Raw genomic sequence first — 16,368 nt, 5'->3', positions numbered from 1 at the left:
TTAATCATTTGATAGAAATTTTTTTCTGATGATAAATTCACATCCCAAAATATGTAATACCCACATTTTGATATTATTTTTTCTATATTTATGAAATTCAATTTTGTTATTTATTATACTTACTTTCTTTATAATCTTTCCAAATAAAAAGCAATATAAAGCATCTTTATGAACTAATTTAAAATCAGTTTTTGAGAGTAAATCATTTTCATATTGTATTGTTAAATCATATAACAATTGCATCTTTTGACCTTGTTTACTAGTATTTGTATGGTGCCATCTATAGGAAAATAAAACTTTATCTAAATATTTAATTTTAGCATACTTGGCTATTTGAAGGTTCATAAACCAATCATCTAAAGGTGCTTTTTCATTATTTATACCTGTTTTTTCATATATTTCTTTTCTAACTAGATAACCATTAGGAATATGGTTACCTTTGTATAAATATAAATATCGCCCAAAATTATTGCCTAATTCTTTAATCTTCAAAAAATCACCATATGTTTTGTGGGTAGCGGCACTCTCTTCATAAATCAAATTTCTTGATTTATCCCAATAACAAATTATTCCATTTTTATCAATGATTTCATTGTCACCAACAACTAGTGAATAATCATCGTGTTTCTCTAAAAATGAGACTTCTTCATATATAGCTGTAGGCTTAGCTAAATCATCTGAAGCAATATAGTATATATATTTTCCTTGAGATAAATTTATTAGACTATTAGCTGTTGTACCAATTCCTTGGTTTTTTTGCTTTTTAAATATAATATTAATAAAACGTTCTTTACAAACATTTTCCATTTCAAGGATTTTTTCGAAAGTTAAATCTATTGAACCATCATCGATAATGATTAGTTCTATTTTTTCATACGTTTGTGCGATAATAGAGTTAATAGTCTCTTGTATATAGTTTTCATGGTTATATGCAGAAATAACAACAGAAACTAACGGTAATTTACTTATATTCATTTATCACTTCTACAACTTTAATCATTTCATCACTTGTTATTACTGGACTAATAGGTAAAGATAAAACCTCTTTATGTATTTTTTCACTAATAGGATAGCTAAGGTTTCCCCATTCTTTATATGCCTCCTGTTTATGAACAGGAATAGGATAATGAATAAGAGTTTGTATTCCATTAGCTTGCAGATAACTTTGTAATTTATCTCTATTTTCAGTTCTTATAACAAAGAGATGCCATACATGCATATCTTCTTTTGGTAATTTCGGTAATACAATTAACGGATTATTTATATTCTTTATATAATAATTGGCTATTTTACGTCGCTTATTATTATCTTCATCTAAATGAGGTAATTTTACATTTACTACAGCAGCTTGTAATTCATCTAATCTAGAATTTACCCCTTTGTAAATATTGACATATTTTTTATCAGAACCATAATTTGCAATTGCTTTGATTTTTAAATATAACTCTTCATCATTTGTAGTTATAGCACCACCATCACCTAAACAACCTAAATTTTTTCCAGGATAAAAGGAAAAACCACTAGCATCACCTAAATTACCAACTCTACGGCCTTTATACATTGCACCATGAGCTTGTGCTGAATCTTCTATTATTTTTAAGTTGTACTTTTCAGCTAATCGCCATATATTTTCCATTTCTACTGCTTGACCATACAAATGGACAACCATAATAGCTTTGGTCTTTGGTGTTATTGCTTTTTCGATAAGATTGGGATTGATATTATAGGTATTGATATCTGGTTCAACTAGAATGGGCTTGCAGCCATTTTCTGAGATAGCAAGTATAGAAGCTATATAAGTATTAGCTGGAACTATAATTTCATCTCCAGGGCCAAATCCGTATGCTTTAATAATTAAATTTAATGCATCAAGTCCGTTGGCAACACCTAAAGCATATTTAGTACCACAATATTTAGCAAAGGCATTACAAAAAGAAGTGTTTTCGTCACCAAGTAAATACCAGCCTTTATCCATAACTTTGTTAAAATAACAATCAATTTCAGAGCGATACTGTTCATTTATTTTATATAAATCGAGAAATTTGATCATTTATTTGTCCTCACTTCTTTTATAAATTCCTCATAATCATTAATATAATCTTCAGGATTATAGCATTCACTAGCCAAAACCATCACGACGCAATCCTTCGAAAAGTTTGTGAATTCACGCCAAACTTTATTTTTAATATATAATCCTTTTTTAGGAGTATCTAAGTGAATTATTTCTCTACTTACTCCATCATCTAAAATAAAATCACAACTTCCAGATACACATATTATAATCTGTTCTAAATTTTTATGAGCGTGTTTTCCTCTAACTACTCCTTCAAGGGTTCCCCAAATATAATACACTCTTTTGATGTCAAAAGGACAACCACAAAATTGCTCTAAAGCAACCAAATTCCCTCGTTCATCGCCTTTAACGTTAAAATCAATAATTGTATGCATTGTTCACACTTTTATATTTCATATAAAATATCAACCAAGATGTTAATCTTAACATCTGCTCTATAAAAAATTTTTAAATTAATAAAACAAATTGATTTTGTTTTATTTGTTAATTGCAAAATACTTATTCTGCTTGGTTTCTACACTTTTAAAGTTAATCAATTTACCAATATTTTGACAATTTTTAAAATTTATTTTTGTAAAATCGTATAAAACATCTAAAAAGTTATCATATCTGCAATTTTTATTTATTATTCTTTGACATTCTGATACAACTTCTGTTCTTTCTTTGGAGTTCTTTATATAATATTTACATAAATCCCGTAGCGAAGAAGGGTCCTTATACACAGGAATAATACCGTTGAACATGTTGTCAAGATCTTTACTCGGATTAGAGAGTAGCATAGAGTTAGAAGCCAGAATATCACAAACTCTCCATGAAAATCCCGTATCAACTTGAGCATGAGGTAACGTTAAGGATATGACTGATGAATTATAAATTTTTTCATTACCCTTTATATCATAGATTGGCAAAATATGAGTACTCTTCGCAAGATTAAAATTATTTGAAGAAATTCTTAAATTTTGGATCCAAGTAAAAATATGTAAATCCATATCTGAAATTTTAGATAAGTAGTTTTGTCTTATATCAGAAGTTTTCATCAAAAACACTTCTTTAATTAATAAATCCAAGGATATATTTTTACCTATCTTATCTTTAATCTGTTGCCACTTACTTTGAATATTAGATGTTTTTTTCTTTGAGATTATAATATCGTCAACAAGTTCACAAAATTCATTGTAAGTTTTTTCATCTTTTCTAACATGAAGCTCATAGATAATATTCTCAAATAAAAATTGAGAAATATTATAAAAATTTCCTATAAAAGAAATATCATATTTCTTTGGTAATTTTGAGTTTGCATTTATCGCGGTAACATAAGGAATTCGCCTTTGCTTCTCAAATCCAATTTTGTATAAATTCTTTACATCTTCACACAAGTCATCATTAAAATACAGTAAATGATATCTTGAATTAAATTTTTCTATCAGTCTTCCTCTATTCCAATATACAGGAGTATCTGATGCAATTATATAAACCGGACAATTTGTTACCTGTAGGAAACTTTTTCTTATACAATTATTAAAAGTAAATATTATTTCAGGGTTAAAAGTTTTTACTTCTTTAGTTGCTTTAAACTCCAATAATTTGGTAGATAAACTTTTATCTTCTGGGAAATCTTTTTTAATATATAGTAAAACATTATTTCCATTTTTTACGAGAGATTCAACAAATCCTTCTATTAGTGGTTCTAAAGCTAACGGAGATATTGCTCGAAAAAAACCATCAGCGCAAACTAAAATATTTGCCATAATTATTCACCAAATTTATTTGAAAGAAAAATTTAAGATAATTTATTTATTACTAGGTTGTGTTAACTGTTTCCTTAAAGCTTTATTATCATATTTATCCAACCTCAAATATGAGGAAATAATACTCAAACTTTTATTTATATCATTAAGATTTTCAACCCCTATACCGAATCGAATAAAATCACTTGTACTTATTCCATATGCACTACCAGAAACAGTTGCTATATTATGATTAAATAATAATTCTAATACTAACTCATCTGTAGAGCCTGGGAATTTTGAAACATCAATCATAAAATAAAAAGTTCCAATACCAGGTAGTACATTAAGTTTGTGCTCATTAATAAGTAATTGTACTTGTTTCCTTTTTTCAGCCATTTGGCGAGCTTGAGGTATAGTATGTTCTAAAATTGAATCAAAATTTTTAGCTAAATAATCTTGTAATAATGTAGGTGCACACGTAATTAAATGTTGGTTAAGTTTTAACAATTGAGAAATAATAATTTTATTAGCAATAGCATAACCAACTCTCCAACCAGACATCCCCATATTTTTAGAGAGGGAATTAACAACAATGGAATGCTCTTTGTGTTTGTCTAAATTTAAAATTGAGATAAATTTATCATCTTTTAGAAGAAAATCACTATAAGCCTCATCAGATAAAATGATTAAATTATATTTTTTAGCTAAATTTAGTAAAAAACTTAATTCAGATTCAGAATATAAATAGCCTGATGGATTGTTGGGATTATTTATAACTATAATTCTTGTTTTATCAGTAATATATTTTTCCCATTGATTAATATTTTCAGTGAAAGGTATCCCTACATAAACTCCATTTGCCAATGATATTTGTTCTTTATAACTTAACCATGACGGTTCAGAAACAAGCACTTCATCACCAGGATTGATTATCGTCATCAATAACATATAGATGATAACTTTCGAGCCAGCACTAATCAAAACTTCAGAATCAGCTTCAACTCCAACTTCATAATATTTTTGGTAAAGTTCAGCAATTTTTTTTCGTAAAAGTAATTGCCCTAAACTACTGGAGTAATGGTAGCCTGATACAAATTCTTCATCAGTTATATCAAATCGTGGTATTTCAAAAAAAGCCTCACCTAAAGAATAAGTATATACTTTTTCACCTAGCTGTCTTTTATCATATACAATTTGATTTATCAAAATTGATGCAGCAGGCGGAATTGCTACAACTTTATCATTTAATTTCATTAATCTTCTCCAACAACTTTTTAAAATTCAAATTTAATGAATCTATCAAATCAAATCGCCTATAAAAATCCACAACATCCTGCTGATTAAAAAAAGGAGCATCAGATCCCAATAAAACTCTTTCTGCGAAAGCACTTTTGCATGAATATAAAATTGCATCATTTATATAGGCAAGTCCTTTTCCTAAACCGCCTAAAACAGTATGTGTTAAAGAGAAATCAATCCATATGTTTTTCTGAAAATGACATATTTTTATAAAGTCATTAATTAAATATCCCCCCGAATGAGGAAATATAAAAATAATATCGGGGAAAATACGAGCTATTTGCCAATAATCATAAGGTTGCCAATAAGGTTCATTTAAAGTATCGATCATAACACAATGCGGTTTATTGAGATATATCGATTGAATAACTTGCTCAGGCGTATAATGTTCTCTACGAGGATGATATTTTAAAAATTTATGTTCAATTACTTCATGCAACATATTTTTTGTAACATAAAAATATGATACATAACCATTTTGAGGAGAATGATAAGTTAATGCTTGTTGATTATTCATTGTATCTGCAAATTTAGGAGCTCCTTCAAGACCAATGATAAATCCACCACTTTCTTTTGTTTTAGTGTGTATATGGCTATCAAAAAACATTTAACCTCCCATTTCCATTAACATTTTTTTCTCAAGTAAATCAATATAGTCCTTAGTTAATATACTTTTATCACCTTTCAAAATTTCAAATCCCACTCTAGCATTATCATTATCAATAATATTAAAACAAACTCCTGATTTTAAAGATGAATGATCTGAATAAAGGCTCACAATATTTTTATCGCAAAAGTCTAATAGTGAACATTGTTTCTTAATTGTGAAATTATTTGGAAAATCATAAAAATAATACATCGATGAAAAATTAGTTTGAGGAAGAAGTCCATGAAAGACAATTCCACCTTTATATACATCTAATAAATCCATTAAATAATCGCGTCCCGAAACAATATCAACAAGATCTGAGGCTATGAAACCACTTGATCTGGCACCTATTTCAATCGGTGATAATGTCCCATCTTCTTTTAATAATATCTCTAAATGTCCTAATGACGATGAGAAATTTAAAGCTTGGTAACACTGTATAGCATAGTTAGCAATTTTATTCTGTAAAGAATCACTAATTGAATTATAATGCAATTTAACTGCAATTTTGTTGTTTTTATTATATGGAGTATGTGATTTTTTAGAAATTCCGTAAACACTAACATTTGAATTGCTATCTCCTAACATTTCAACGGTAAATTCGGTTCCTATTACAAATTCTTCAACTATAACCAAACCATTCGAACTTTCAGTCGAAGCTTTTATAAAAGCATTATACAAGTTTGCCTCATCATCAGCTTTAGGACATATTGTAATTCCTCTTGAAGAACTAGAATTGTCTGGCTTAAATATTAGTGAAACATGTTTGTTTTGTTCCAATATAGATGAATCATAACTTGAATAAGCTCTCGAAAATCGATTTAATAGACCTGCTTCATTCCATTTTTTAGTCATCATTGATTTAGATGATGCATTTGCAACACCATGATCATTTAATGTTTTGTATCCAAATAATTTATTTAAATATGCAACCGCTTCCACTGCTAGGTCTATAGACGAGTAAGCAAAAATTACATCATTAATTACCCCGTCTTTTTCAAGCGCTCTTGCAATACTTTTACCATCTTTAACATCTAAACGATAATGTTTATCGCCAACAATATCTGGTTTTTCATTCCAATCAACAACATAAACCAACATATTTTTATTTTTAAATTTTTGATAAATACCATAATTTAACTTATTTCCACCTAACAATAAAAAAATGTTCCGGTTTATCATAATAAATTCCTGTCATATTTAATTAAACTTGAAATATTCTCAATGTTTATAGTAAATGTTAATATTGTAAATATATCATTATGCTTTACGTAATGAAAGTTAAATCATATTTGTTTTTAATAACTAATATTAAACCTTGTTTAACAAACATATAATTATTAAAATGCTCAACGTCCCACCCCATAATCCCTAAGCTTATTCGCAATTGCAGTATGTGATACCCCTAGTCTTTTGGCAAGTTTTCTTGAGCTTGGATATTTGACATAGAGACTTTTTAGGACTTCTTTTTCATAGTTTTTAGTCATTTCATCTAGCGTTTTATTGTCAATATCGCTAATCAATGAGATCTGAGTTGAAGTTATTGCTGGTAAAACAATGTCTTTTACTGTCAATTGTGAAGATGTTAACTGAGCCAATGCTGAATAAAGTACATTTTTAAGCTGTCTTACATTTCCTGGCCATGAATATTGAGCTAAATAAGGAATAACATCTTGATTAACTGTTGGCGGTGTAATGCCCTGCTTATTAGCAAATTCATCAATAAAAATTTGTGTAAGCGGTGCAATATCTTCCTGACGCTCTTGTAGTGAAGGTAAATTTAAGGACAACACATTCAAGCGATAATAAAGATCTTTCCTAAACTTTCCTTGTTCCACCAATTCAGCTAAATCAACTTTAGTTGCACAGATGATTCTAACATCAACATAAACTTCGTTATCATCGCCGACTCGTCTAAAAAAGCCATCGTTAATAAAACGCAATAATTTGGTTTGCATTTGGAATGACATTTCATCAATGCCATCAAGCAAAACAGAACCACCATTAGCCTGCTCAAAAAAACCTTTTTTACTTTCAAGTGCTCCTGGATAAGCCCCTGCGGCATGTCCATAAAGCTCACTTTCAACAACATCATCTGGCATAGCAGCACAATTAAGACCTAAAAAGGTTTGATCCCCCCTAGGGCTATATTGATGACATGCACTAGCCAATAAATCTTTACCGGTGCCAGTTTCACCGGTAATCAATAGTGGCTCCCTTTGCATTGAAAAAGCTTTAGCTTGAGCAATTAATTTTTGCATTGGTTGGCTTTTAACAGCAAAAATATCAAAAGCATGATGTCCAACAACATTAATTTTTGCTAACCGTTTTTTTAGATATTCAACTGGTTGCAAAACAAAGGTAATAAGGGATGATTCATTAATTTTTTGCAATAAAAAATACTGCGAGTTCAATACAATAATCGTATCATCATGTTCAGATAAATCGAATGTTGTATCTAAATTAAATGCATTTCGATAATCAAATGGCTGATCTAAGCTTAATAAATTACTAGAAAATAATGCTTTTGCTGCATCATTATAAGCAACTAATTGTGTATTATTGTCGATTTTAATGATGGCTGCTTGCATTATAATGCTCCCACTTTTCATTCAACTTCATTAAATTTTGATGACGATTCTGCCAATCATGACTCTTTATCAAATCGGCATAATTTACTTTGTTATTAGTTAATAGTAGTTTTGCTTTATCGGTTAATAATGGCTGTTTTTCATTTAAACGAATTAATGCATCTAAAATAGCTAATGTGCCATTTCGATTATTACAAGCCAATAATAAATCACAACCAGCATTAAGCGCTGCTTTAGCTCGTTCAGCGTGATCACCCAAAACAGAAGCACCTTCCATCGATAAATCATCAGAAAATATAACACCATCAAAATGTAACTTTTCACGTAACACTGTTTTTAGCCAAAACTCTGACCCGCTGGCAGGTTTATCATTAAATTCAGGATAAATAACATGAGCAGGCATAATGGCATCAAGTTTCTTTTCAGCGATTAATTTAGCAAAAATCTGCATATCATTTTCAATGAGTTCTTTCGAACGATAATCAATTGGTGTTTCTTTATGAGAATCAGCAATAACATGACCATGACCAGGAAAATGTTTACCAGTTGTTTTCATGCCTGCGGAATGCATACCATCAATCATTGACGATGCAATTTGATAAGCAATATAACTATCTTGATGAAATGACCGACTACCAATGGCTAAACAATCATGACCTAAATCAAGTACAGGCGCATAACTTAAATCAATGTTGTAGGCAATCAATTCCATCGCTAGTAACCAACCAGCGTCAAATGCTAATGATTTCGCTTTTTCTAAATCATTAAGCAAAGCAAAAGATTGCGCAGGAGGAATAAGAGTAAAACCTTGTTTGAAACGTTGAACTCGACCACCTTCATGATCAACCGAAATTAATAAACGTTCTGATGTCGCCGAACGAATTTGCTTTATCAAGTCAGTCAATTGCTCAGGCGACTGATAATTGCGACTAAATAAAATAATCCCTGCTACCATTGGATTTTTTAAAAGCGCCATATCATCATTAGTTAATGATGTACTCGGCACATCAATCAATAAAGGCCCCATTATTCAGCAGCTCCTTGAGAAGGATCAGGATTAGCAGAATTTTTGGATTGGATATCCTTTGTTGTCACACGTTGTAAAATTTCACCCGTTTGGGTTGAAAGTAATTCCATAGAAAGGTTGGCATCTTCATTTTCGGTTGGTAACTTATAAAGTGTGGTAAAAAGCACATAGCTTGCATTTATTGACTTAGCCAAACCGATCATTTTACTGCGAGAAACAAGTTTATCATCAACAGAAATACCTAACGCTTGTTTAGCTTGACTGATTGATTGTCTATCAGCCACAGAGAAAATGCTTTGCTTATTCAGTATATTATGTAACGTTGTATCAATCTGATTTGTTGCTAAATAATCACCACTACGATTTTGGATATCACTAATTAACAACACTTTATTACCTTCAATTGCTGATGAAGATTGCAATATTTTATTTACAACTGGAGATAATATATCACTCCAATCAGTTGTTTTAACTATCTGTGGTGGAGTATCTACCACTCCAGTGTTATCGGGGATTTCTACTGGCGGATTAACTTCAGTTTTTTGATTATAACCAAGAAGTTGACATCCAGCTAAACTAAAAGCAAGCATGCCCATTCCAATGATACGTTTAAACTGTTTCATATAAGCTAACCTATTAATCGCCCTAAATTTTTACCACCTAATAAATGCATATGAATATGAAAAACTTCTTGTCCTGCATCTTTATTACAATTCATTATTAAACGATAACCACTTTCATCAATCCCTTCTTGCTTGGCAATTTTAGCCGCAACAACCATCATATGACCAAGCAGAGCTTCATCAGACTCTGCAATATGATTTACGGTTGGGATCAATTTATTGGGAATAATTAAAATATGCGTAGGGGCTTGAGGAGAAATATCCCGAAAGGCAGTGACCTGATCATCTTGAAAAAAAATATCAGCAGGAATTTCACGGCGAATTATTTTACTAAAAATGGTTTCTTCAGCCATATAAGCACTCCTTTAAAAATAGCTATTAACATTAAACTTTTATTTTATAAAGAATAACATATTTTAATAACAAAGATGTATAGATATCGTTACATTTTTACACCTAATTCACTTATTCAAGTAAAAACTTTGCCGAAAAGTTTTTTTATTCTATTTATAATCGATTTTTAGTTAAAATTTTTAGTTATGATTAACAGATTATTTTTATTATAAAAAACGAATAACACTTTTAATATTTATTCATTTGTTAAAGTAATTATTTTGATATATAATGCGCCGTCGATTTCAACCGCTTAATTTTCATGTTCCTTGCTTTCAATGGGTTGCGGTTGCCCCGACAGAAAGCTGATTAATCCGTAGGGAGCGATAATGCGTCATTACGAAATTGTATTTATGGTTCACCCAGATCAAAGTGAACAAGTACCTGGTATGATCGAACGTTATACTGGTACGTTAACCACTGATGGTGGCAAAATCCATCGTTTAGAAGATTGGGGTCGTCGTCAATTAGCATATCCTATCGAAAAATTGCATAAAGCACATTATGTGTTAATGAATGTTGAAGCTACTCAAGAAGCAGTAAATGAGCTTGAAGATAACTTCCGTTTTAATGATGCAGTAATTCGCAGTTTAATTATGCGTACTAAACATTCTGTAACTGAAACATCACCAATGCTAAAAGCTAAAGATGAACGTCGTAGTTCTGAAGAAGATTTTAGCGATGCAAACATGGACGATGATTCGGAAGAATAATCGTTTAGTTTTATCGGGATTGGTTACCAAAACCCCGATTAAAAAAATGAGTCCAAGTGGGATATCACACTGTCAGTTTTATTTAGAACATGTTTCTGAACAAATTGAAGCAGGACTCCCAAGACAAGCATGGTGCATAATGCCCGTTATTGTCAGTGGACAACAAGAGTTAAGTTACAGTATTAAAAAAGGCAGCAAAGTTTTGGTAAGTGGCTTTATTAGTACACATACTAAACGGGATAAAACCAGTCAAATAGTTTTACATGCTGACCAAATTGAACTATTAGGAGAATAGCCAAATGGCACGTTACTTCCGTCGTCGCAAATTCTGCCGTTTTACAGCAGAAGGCGTTAAAGAAATTGATTATAAAGATGTTTCTTTATTAAAAAGCTATATCACAGAAAGTGGTAAAATCGTACCAAGCCGTATTACTGGTACTAGCGCAAAATATCAACGTCAACTAGCTCGCGCTATCAAACGCGCTCGTTACTTGGCATTATTACCATATACTGACAATCATCAGTAATTAGCAACAGAGGGAACATATAATGCAAATTATTCTACTCGATAAAGTTGCTAATTTAGGCAGCTTAGGTGATCAAGTTAATGTTAAAGCGGGTTACGCTCGTAACTTTTTGATTCCACAAGGTAAAGCAGTACCAGCAACTAAAAAGAATATTGAATTCTTCGAAGCTCGTCGTGCTGAATTAGAAGCAAAATTAGCTGAAACATTAAAAGCAGCTGAACAACGCGTTGCTGAAATCAATGCTTTAGGTAAAGTAACTATTACTTCTAAAGCAGGTGATGAAGGTCGTTTATTTGGTTCAATTGGTACTCGTGATATCGCTGATGCAGTTAAAGCTCGTGGTATTCAAGTATCAAAAAGCGAAGTTCGTTTACCAAATGGTGTATTGCGTACTACTGGTGAACACGAAGTGTTATTCCAAGTACACAGCGAAGCTTTTGCAAAAGTTATTGTTGATATTATTCCTGAATAATCATCAAATAAATAACAGTAAAAAAACCCGTTTAATTAATGAAGTGACCCCCAATAGTTGGACAACCAATTACTGGGGGTCTTTTTATGAGCGGCTTGATACATGATCTCCTCACGATTATCACCTTCTTTATAATAGATACCAGAATTAGTGAAAGGAGCAAAATCTTCGTTAAAATTAGCTTGGTTATTAATCTCATTAAAGGTCATCCAATATTTGACTTTATTTTTATAACGGTCAAAACAGACTTCGGCAAAGCGAACAAAGAAATCAATTAATTTACGATTACGAAAACCGCCATATTCGGTTACTAAATAATAAGGTAATTCGAAATGTGAAAGAGTGACTACAGGTTCAATGTTATATTTTAAACATTCATCGAACAAATCATCGTAAAACTTCAAACCTTCTTCATTTGGTTTAAGCTCATCACCTTTCGGAAAAATTCGCGTCCAAGCAATTGAAGTTCGAAAACACTTAAACCCCATTTCAGCAAATAACTTAATATCACCTTTATAATGATGATAAAAATCGATAGCTTCGTGATTAGGATAATACTCACCAGGAATAATACCTTCAGTGATTTTGCGATAACTTTTCGGCGATCCGACTGTCATCACATCAGCAACACTCATACCTTTGCCGCCAACTTGCCAAGCACCTTCCAATTGGTGAGCAGCAACAGCTCCGCCCCATAGAAAATCTTTTGGTAAACCTTTATTATTCATAATCAATTACCTATGTTTATTGATGATTCAAATTTAGTATAAGAGGAAAAATAAATAATTACTAACCAACTTTTTCCGTATTGATAAGGAAAATTGTAAATAGAATAAGGAAAATTTATCTTAAATTTGGATAACGAAGAGAATCTGGAAGAAAACAGGGAGTTGTAAATTTAAATTTAAGAGAATAAAAATTTGGCAGCTAATTTTTGACTAAATAGCTGCCATTTGAACAATAATGCTAACCTGTTAACAATTTTATTGTTCAAATAATCGCATTGCTAACAAACCATGCGCCATAGTTGCACCTGCGCTAACCTATGCGGAAATGGAAATTAATTCAGTCGACTATCCATGTCGGCTTAGCGTTTATTCTTACTTATTATTTATAACGTTATTCAATAATAAAACACACTATTTATAATGTTTTAAGTTTTATTTAGCTACCCATTTGCCACGCTCATCCTTATGATAGACCTTTTCAACCGCTGACCAAGCAACACGAAAAGCAACTTGTTCGGCATCACTGTTGTCGCGTCGTTTTTTCGGATCTTGATACTCTTTTATGGCACTATTAAAAGCTTCTTTAAAAATATCTTGAGCATGGGTAGGTAAAACATGTCGGACTGATTCAGGTAAATCTTCTCTTGTTTGATATGGCATATCACATTCCCCCTCGAAATTAATCACAGATTATTGATAACTTTGATTGGTAATTGCGAACATCACTGAAAAATAGTTAAGTTGGATTGAATTTAGCCTTATTTTACCCGAAATACAAGCATTATCACGCAATTGATAGTATTAATTTTCATCTCAATTAATATTGACACTTATATGACGGTGTATTTTTACACCGCTATATATTGTGATGCTAATTAATATGAAATCACTTATTCACATCAACCACAAAACGTCCTTTAATTTCACCAGCAATCATCTTATTTGCTATCTCAGAACATTGATCTAATGTAATAGTTTTAGCTATATGAGTATACAGTTGCTCTTCCATGTTTTCTGCTATTAATTGCCAAGCTGCAACCCGTTTATCATAACTTGCCATCACACTATCAACTCCCGATAGTGTTACGCCGCGTAAAATAAATGGTGCCACGGTTGCAGGTAAGTCCATACCTTGCGCCAAACCACAACATGCGACTATGCCACCATATTGAGTTTGAGCACAAATATTAGCTAATGTGCTTGAACCAACAACATCTATTGCTGCTGACCATAACTCTTTTTGTAACGGTTTATTCGGCGTTTTTAATGATTGACTATCAATAATATCAACCGCACCTAGTTTTGATAAATACTCTTTATCAGAAGTTTTACTTGTTGATGCTGTAACGTTAAAACCCAATCTAGACAATAAGGCAATGGCCACAGAACCGACACCACCACTAGCACCGGTTACCAAAATTTTGCCATCTTGTGGTTTAATACCAAAATCAATAATGCGTTTTACACAAAGTGCAGCGGTATAACCAGCGGTACCCATAGCCATTGACTGATAAGTAGTCAGGTTATTAGGTAAAGGGATTAACCAATCTGATTTTAGATAGGCATATTGAGCTAAACATCCCCAATGAGTTTCTCCACATCCCCAGCCATTTAAAATAACCAAGTCACCGACTTGATAATGGCCACTTTGACACTCAATAACAGTACCCACACCGTCAATACCCGGCACCATTGGCCATTGTCGAACTATAGGACTTTTATTTGTCAAGGCTAATGCATCTTTATAATTGATGCTTGAATAATGGATTTGAACTAAAGTATCTCCCGGCTGCTGCAATAACTGCTGTTTAGTAATTGTCTTTAAGGAATTTGAAAATCCAGTAACCTCATCTTTCCCTAATATAATTGCATTGAATGGCATGATAATTCCTTAGTACATTTAATATGTAAATCATGATAAATAGTCATTAGAGTAAATGCAATCATTGAGCTACTGATTGTGTTTTCAATTCATAAAAAAGCCTGATATCTATCAGGCTTAATAGTCATTATAAATTGGCTAACGAATAAATTGATTCTATTTTGCTTTATTACGCTGTACTTTCTCTGAAACAGCGCCAATAAATACCACATCACTAGATGAATTAAGTGCAGTTTCAACTGAGTCTTGAATTACACCAATTGCAATACCGATACCAATGACTTTTGCTGAAATTTCATTAGGTATGCCAAACATACTACAAGCAACAGGAATCAACAGTAATGAACCACCAGCAATTCCCGATGCTCCACAAGCACAAACACTCGTTACAATACAAAGCAATACCGCAGAAAGGACATCAACTTCTATATGTAATGAATTAACAGTTGCTAAGGTTAAAATAGTAATAGTGATAGCTGCACCTGACATATTAATGGCTGCCCCTAACGGTACCGCGACGGAATAGGTATCTTCATCCATTTTTAGTTTTCGACAAATTTCCATATTAACCGGTATATTTGCTGCCGAACTACGAGTAAAGAAAGCTGGAATAGCACTCTCTTTTAATGAAGTTAAAACTAATGGATACGGGTTCTTACGCATAACCATATACGCCAATAAAGGATTAATGATCAATGCCACAACTAACATACAAGATACCAACACAAGAATTAAATGGGCATATTTAAGTAATTCACCAAATCCTGTTTCTGCAAGCGTTGAAGCGACTAAACCAAATACACCTAATGGCGCAAAACGAATAATAATTCTAACGATAAATGAAATAGCTACAGAAAGATCATTCATCATTGTTTTCGTGGTTTCACTTGAATGTCTTAATGCAATCCCAATACCAACACCCCAAATAATAAGACCGATATAGTTAGCGTTAACCAGCGCATTAATTGGATTGTCGATCATCTTGTAAAATAAAGTTTTTAATACTTCAATAACGCTACCAGGCGGTGTTAACTTAGTTTGATTAGCTGTATCACCTAAAGAGATATCAGAAGGAAAAATAAAACTGGCAACAGTTGCTAATAATGCCGCTAACATCATCCCTGCAAAATAAAGAGCCAATAGTTCTCCCATATTGGCCCGTTTACCATGTTGGTGATTAGATATTGAAGCAATAACTAAAATAAGTACCAAGATTGGGGCTACTGATTTCAAAGCATTAATAAAAAGTGATCCAATAAAGGACATATCTAATGCAACATCTTTTGAAATTGCCGCTAAAGCAATACCTAAGATTAACCCCAAAATAATTTGTGGTATTAATCCTACTTTGAAATAAAAACGAACCAATTTATTGGTTGAATGTGTCATAGTGCTTCCCTATGTATAAAATACAAAACGGCAACCTTATCATAAATTAAAACTAAAACTATAAAAAAATTAGCATGATAACTATTTTTTATATTACTTTGTTCAATTATTAAGTTTAATTATTATCCTGAATCTAGATAGGGGGTTAGAAGGAGTCGCCAATAACTATTATCATTCAATAAAAAATTTTGAGGAAAGGGGTTTTTGAGAATCATAAAACGAGAATAGCATTGGATAATTAATTCAAATTCGAGATGAATATTCGTGATTA

Annotated in this window: 17 protein-coding genes and 2 pseudogenes; 4 read left to right on the top strand and 15 right to left on the bottom strand. The window is 31.7% G+C overall.

Annotation, left to right across the window (positions count from 1 at the left end; all coding sequences use genetic code 11):
- The 11 genes and pseudogenes from H3U97_RS01085 to H3U97_RS01035 all read right to left on the bottom strand — a co-directional run bounded on the left by H3U97_RS01085 (position 1) and on the right by H3U97_RS01035 (position 10,346).
- Positions 1 to 975 (bottom strand): glycosyltransferase family 2 protein, encoded by a 975-nt coding sequence (locus H3U97_RS01085; protein WP_198197644.1) that lies wholly within the window; start codon positions 973 to 975, stop codon positions 1 to 3.
- On the bottom strand, positions 962 to 2,050 hold the full coding sequence (locus H3U97_RS01080) for a DegT/DnrJ/EryC1/StrS aminotransferase family protein (protein WP_198197642.1): 1,089 nt from the start codon (positions 2,048 to 2,050) through the stop codon (positions 962 to 964). Before H3U97_RS01080 ends, H3U97_RS01085 begins: the two co-directional genes overlap by 14 nt.
- Positions 2,047 to 2,448, bottom strand: coding sequence for an FdtA/QdtA family cupin domain-containing protein (locus H3U97_RS01075; protein ID WP_198197640.1), 402 nt, complete (start codon positions 2,446 to 2,448; stop codon positions 2,047 to 2,049). Before H3U97_RS01075 ends, H3U97_RS01080 begins: the two co-directional genes overlap by 4 nt.
- 102 nt (positions 2,449 to 2,550) lie before the next feature.
- Positions 2,551 to 3,822 (bottom strand): glycosyltransferase, encoded by a 1,272-nt coding sequence (locus tag H3U97_RS01070; RefSeq protein ID WP_198197638.1) that lies wholly within the window; start codon positions 3,820 to 3,822, stop codon positions 2,551 to 2,553.
- Positions 3,823 to 3,864: 42 nt separating this feature from the next.
- A complete protein-coding gene (locus tag H3U97_RS01065) occupies positions 3,865 to 5,058 on the bottom strand; it encodes a pyridoxal phosphate-dependent aminotransferase (protein ID WP_198197636.1) in 1,194 nt (397 codons plus the stop codon).
- Entirely contained in the window at positions 5,045 to 5,710 is a 666-nt protein-coding gene (locus H3U97_RS01060) for an amidohydrolase family protein (protein ID WP_198197634.1), read from the bottom strand. The genes H3U97_RS01065 and H3U97_RS01060 overlap by 14 nt, the downstream gene beginning before the upstream one ends.
- Positions 5,711 to 6,934, bottom strand: coding sequence for an acetyl-CoA carboxylase biotin carboxylase subunit family protein (locus H3U97_RS01055; protein WP_198197632.1), 1,224 nt, complete (start codon positions 6,932 to 6,934; stop codon positions 5,711 to 5,713). It abuts the gene before it with no gap.
- A gap of 167 nt (positions 6,935 to 7,101) precedes the next feature.
- Positions 7,102 to 7,971 (bottom strand): annotated as a pseudogene (locus H3U97_RS01050) (sigma 54-interacting transcriptional regulator); the annotation flags it as partial.
- Between the two features lie 352 nt (positions 7,972 to 8,323).
- The gene (gene nagZ, locus H3U97_RS01045) at positions 8,324 to 9,370 is read right to left on the bottom strand and encodes a beta-N-acetylhexosaminidase (RefSeq protein ID WP_198197628.1); all 1,047 of its coding nucleotides are present in this window, start codon (positions 9,368 to 9,370) and stop codon (positions 8,324 to 8,326) included.
- Positions 9,370 to 9,993: a penicillin-binding protein activator LpoB gene (locus H3U97_RS01040; RefSeq protein ID WP_086357390.1), complete on the bottom strand. Its 624-nt coding sequence runs from the start codon at positions 9,991 to 9,993 to the stop codon at positions 9,370 to 9,372. The genes nagZ and H3U97_RS01040 overlap by 1 nt, the downstream gene beginning before the upstream one ends.
- 5 nt (positions 9,994 to 9,998) lie before the next feature.
- Positions 9,999 to 10,346 (bottom strand): HIT domain-containing protein, encoded by a 348-nt coding sequence (locus H3U97_RS01035; protein WP_198197626.1) that lies wholly within the window; start codon positions 10,344 to 10,346, stop codon positions 9,999 to 10,001.
- A 369-nt stretch (positions 10,347 to 10,715) separates the two neighbouring features.
- On the opposite strand from H3U97_RS01035, the gene rpsF reads away from it, so the two are divergent.
- Genes rpsF through rplI form a run of 4 tightly spaced genes read left to right on the top strand, consistent with a single transcriptional unit; the run spans position 10,716 to position 12,098 of the window.
- Entirely contained in the window at positions 10,716 to 11,099 is a 384-nt protein-coding gene (rpsF, locus tag H3U97_RS01030; RefSeq protein ID WP_065579333.1) for a 30S ribosomal protein S6, read from the top strand.
- Complete coding sequence (priB, locus tag H3U97_RS01025) at positions 11,083 to 11,394, top strand: primosomal replication protein N (protein WP_065579334.1); 312 nt, start codon at positions 11,083 to 11,085, stop codon at positions 11,392 to 11,394. Before rpsF ends, priB begins: the two co-directional genes overlap by 17 nt.
- 4 nt (positions 11,395 to 11,398) lie before the next feature.
- The gene (gene rpsR, locus H3U97_RS01020; RefSeq protein ID WP_025314965.1) at positions 11,399 to 11,626 is read left to right on the top strand and encodes a 30S ribosomal protein S18; all 228 of its coding nucleotides are present in this window, start codon (positions 11,399 to 11,401) and stop codon (positions 11,624 to 11,626) included.
- Positions 11,627 to 11,648: 22 nt separating this feature from the next.
- Positions 11,649 to 12,098: a 50S ribosomal protein L9 gene (gene rplI, locus H3U97_RS01015; protein ID WP_065579335.1), complete on the top strand. Its 450-nt coding sequence runs from the start codon at positions 11,649 to 11,651 to the stop codon at positions 12,096 to 12,098.
- 86 nt (positions 12,099 to 12,184) lie between these two features.
- Here the strand turns inward: rplI and H3U97_RS01010 are convergent.
- The 4 genes and pseudogenes from H3U97_RS01010 to sstT form a co-directional block, all read right to left on the bottom strand.
- Positions 12,185 to 12,826, bottom strand: a pseudogene (locus H3U97_RS01010) (family 1 glycosylhydrolase); the annotation flags it as partial.
- 432 nt (positions 12,827 to 13,258) lie between these two features.
- A complete protein-coding gene (locus H3U97_RS01005) occupies positions 13,259 to 13,486 on the bottom strand; it encodes a ChaB family protein (protein ID WP_198197622.1) in 228 nt (75 codons plus the stop codon).
- Between the two features lie 226 nt (positions 13,487 to 13,712).
- Positions 13,713 to 14,708, bottom strand: coding sequence for an MDR family oxidoreductase (locus H3U97_RS01000; RefSeq protein WP_198197620.1), 996 nt, complete (start codon positions 14,706 to 14,708; stop codon positions 13,713 to 13,715).
- Positions 14,709 to 14,864: 156 nt separating this feature from the next.
- Positions 14,865 to 16,097: a serine/threonine transporter SstT gene (sstT, locus tag H3U97_RS00995; RefSeq protein WP_086354353.1), complete on the bottom strand. Its 1,233-nt coding sequence runs from the start codon at positions 16,095 to 16,097 to the stop codon at positions 14,865 to 14,867.
- Between the last annotated feature and the right edge of the window lie 271 nt (positions 16,098 to 16,368).

Source organism: Gilliamella sp. W8128 (assembly GCF_016100545.1).
Taxonomy (GTDB): domain Bacteria; phylum Pseudomonadota; class Gammaproteobacteria; order Enterobacterales; family Orbaceae; genus Gilliamella; species Gilliamella apis.
This window is presented reverse-complemented; position numbering and strand designations above follow the sequence as displayed.

Bases quoted from the DNA above. Each gene is read 5' to 3' on its own strand.
- H3U97_RS01085 (WP_198197644.1), bottom strand. From the start codon at position 975: ATGAATATAAGTAAATTACCGTTAGTTTCTGTTGTTATTTCTGCATAT.
- H3U97_RS01080 (WP_198197642.1), bottom strand. From the start codon at position 2,050: ATGATCAAATTTCTCGATTTATATAAAATAAATGAACAGTATCGCTCT.
- H3U97_RS01075 (WP_198197640.1), bottom strand. From the start codon at position 2,448: ATGCATACAATTATTGATTTTAACGTTAAAGGCGATGAACGAGGGAAT.
- H3U97_RS01070 (WP_198197638.1), bottom strand. From the start codon at position 3,822: ATGGCAAATATTTTAGTTTGCGCTGATGGTTTTTTTCGAGCAATATCT.
- H3U97_RS01065 (WP_198197636.1), bottom strand. From the start codon at position 5,058: ATGAAATTAAATGATAAAGTTGTAGCAATTCCGCCTGCTGCATCAATT.
- H3U97_RS01060 (WP_198197634.1), bottom strand. From the start codon at position 5,710: ATGTTTTTTGATAGCCATATACACACTAAAACAAAAGAAAGTGGTGGA.
- H3U97_RS01055 (WP_198197632.1), bottom strand. From the start codon at position 6,934: ATGATAAACCGGAACATTTTTTTATTGTTAGGTGGAAATAAGTTAAAT.
- nagZ (WP_198197628.1), bottom strand. From the start codon at position 9,370: ATGGGGCCTTTATTGATTGATGTGCCGAGTACATCATTAACTAATGAT.
- H3U97_RS01040 (WP_086357390.1), bottom strand. From the start codon at position 9,993: ATGAAACAGTTTAAACGTATCATTGGAATGGGCATGCTTGCTTTTAGT.
- H3U97_RS01035 (WP_198197626.1), bottom strand. From the start codon at position 10,346: ATGGCTGAAGAAACCATTTTTAGTAAAATAATTCGCCGTGAAATTCCT.
- rpsF (WP_065579333.1), top strand. From the start codon at position 10,716: ATGCGTCATTACGAAATTGTATTTATGGTTCACCCAGATCAAAGTGAA.
- priB (WP_065579334.1), top strand. From the start codon at position 11,083: ATGATTCGGAAGAATAATCGTTTAGTTTTATCGGGATTGGTTACCAAA.
- rpsR (WP_025314965.1), top strand. From the start codon at position 11,399: ATGGCACGTTACTTCCGTCGTCGCAAATTCTGCCGTTTTACAGCAGAA.
- rplI (WP_065579335.1), top strand. From the start codon at position 11,649: ATGCAAATTATTCTACTCGATAAAGTTGCTAATTTAGGCAGCTTAGGT.
- H3U97_RS01005 (WP_198197622.1), bottom strand. From the start codon at position 13,486: ATGCCATATCAAACAAGAGAAGATTTACCTGAATCAGTCCGACATGTT.
- H3U97_RS01000 (WP_198197620.1), bottom strand. From the start codon at position 14,708: ATGCCATTCAATGCAATTATATTAGGGAAAGATGAGGTTACTGGATTT.
- sstT (WP_086354353.1), bottom strand. From the start codon at position 16,097: ATGACACATTCAACCAATAAATTGGTTCGTTTTTATTTCAAAGTAGGA.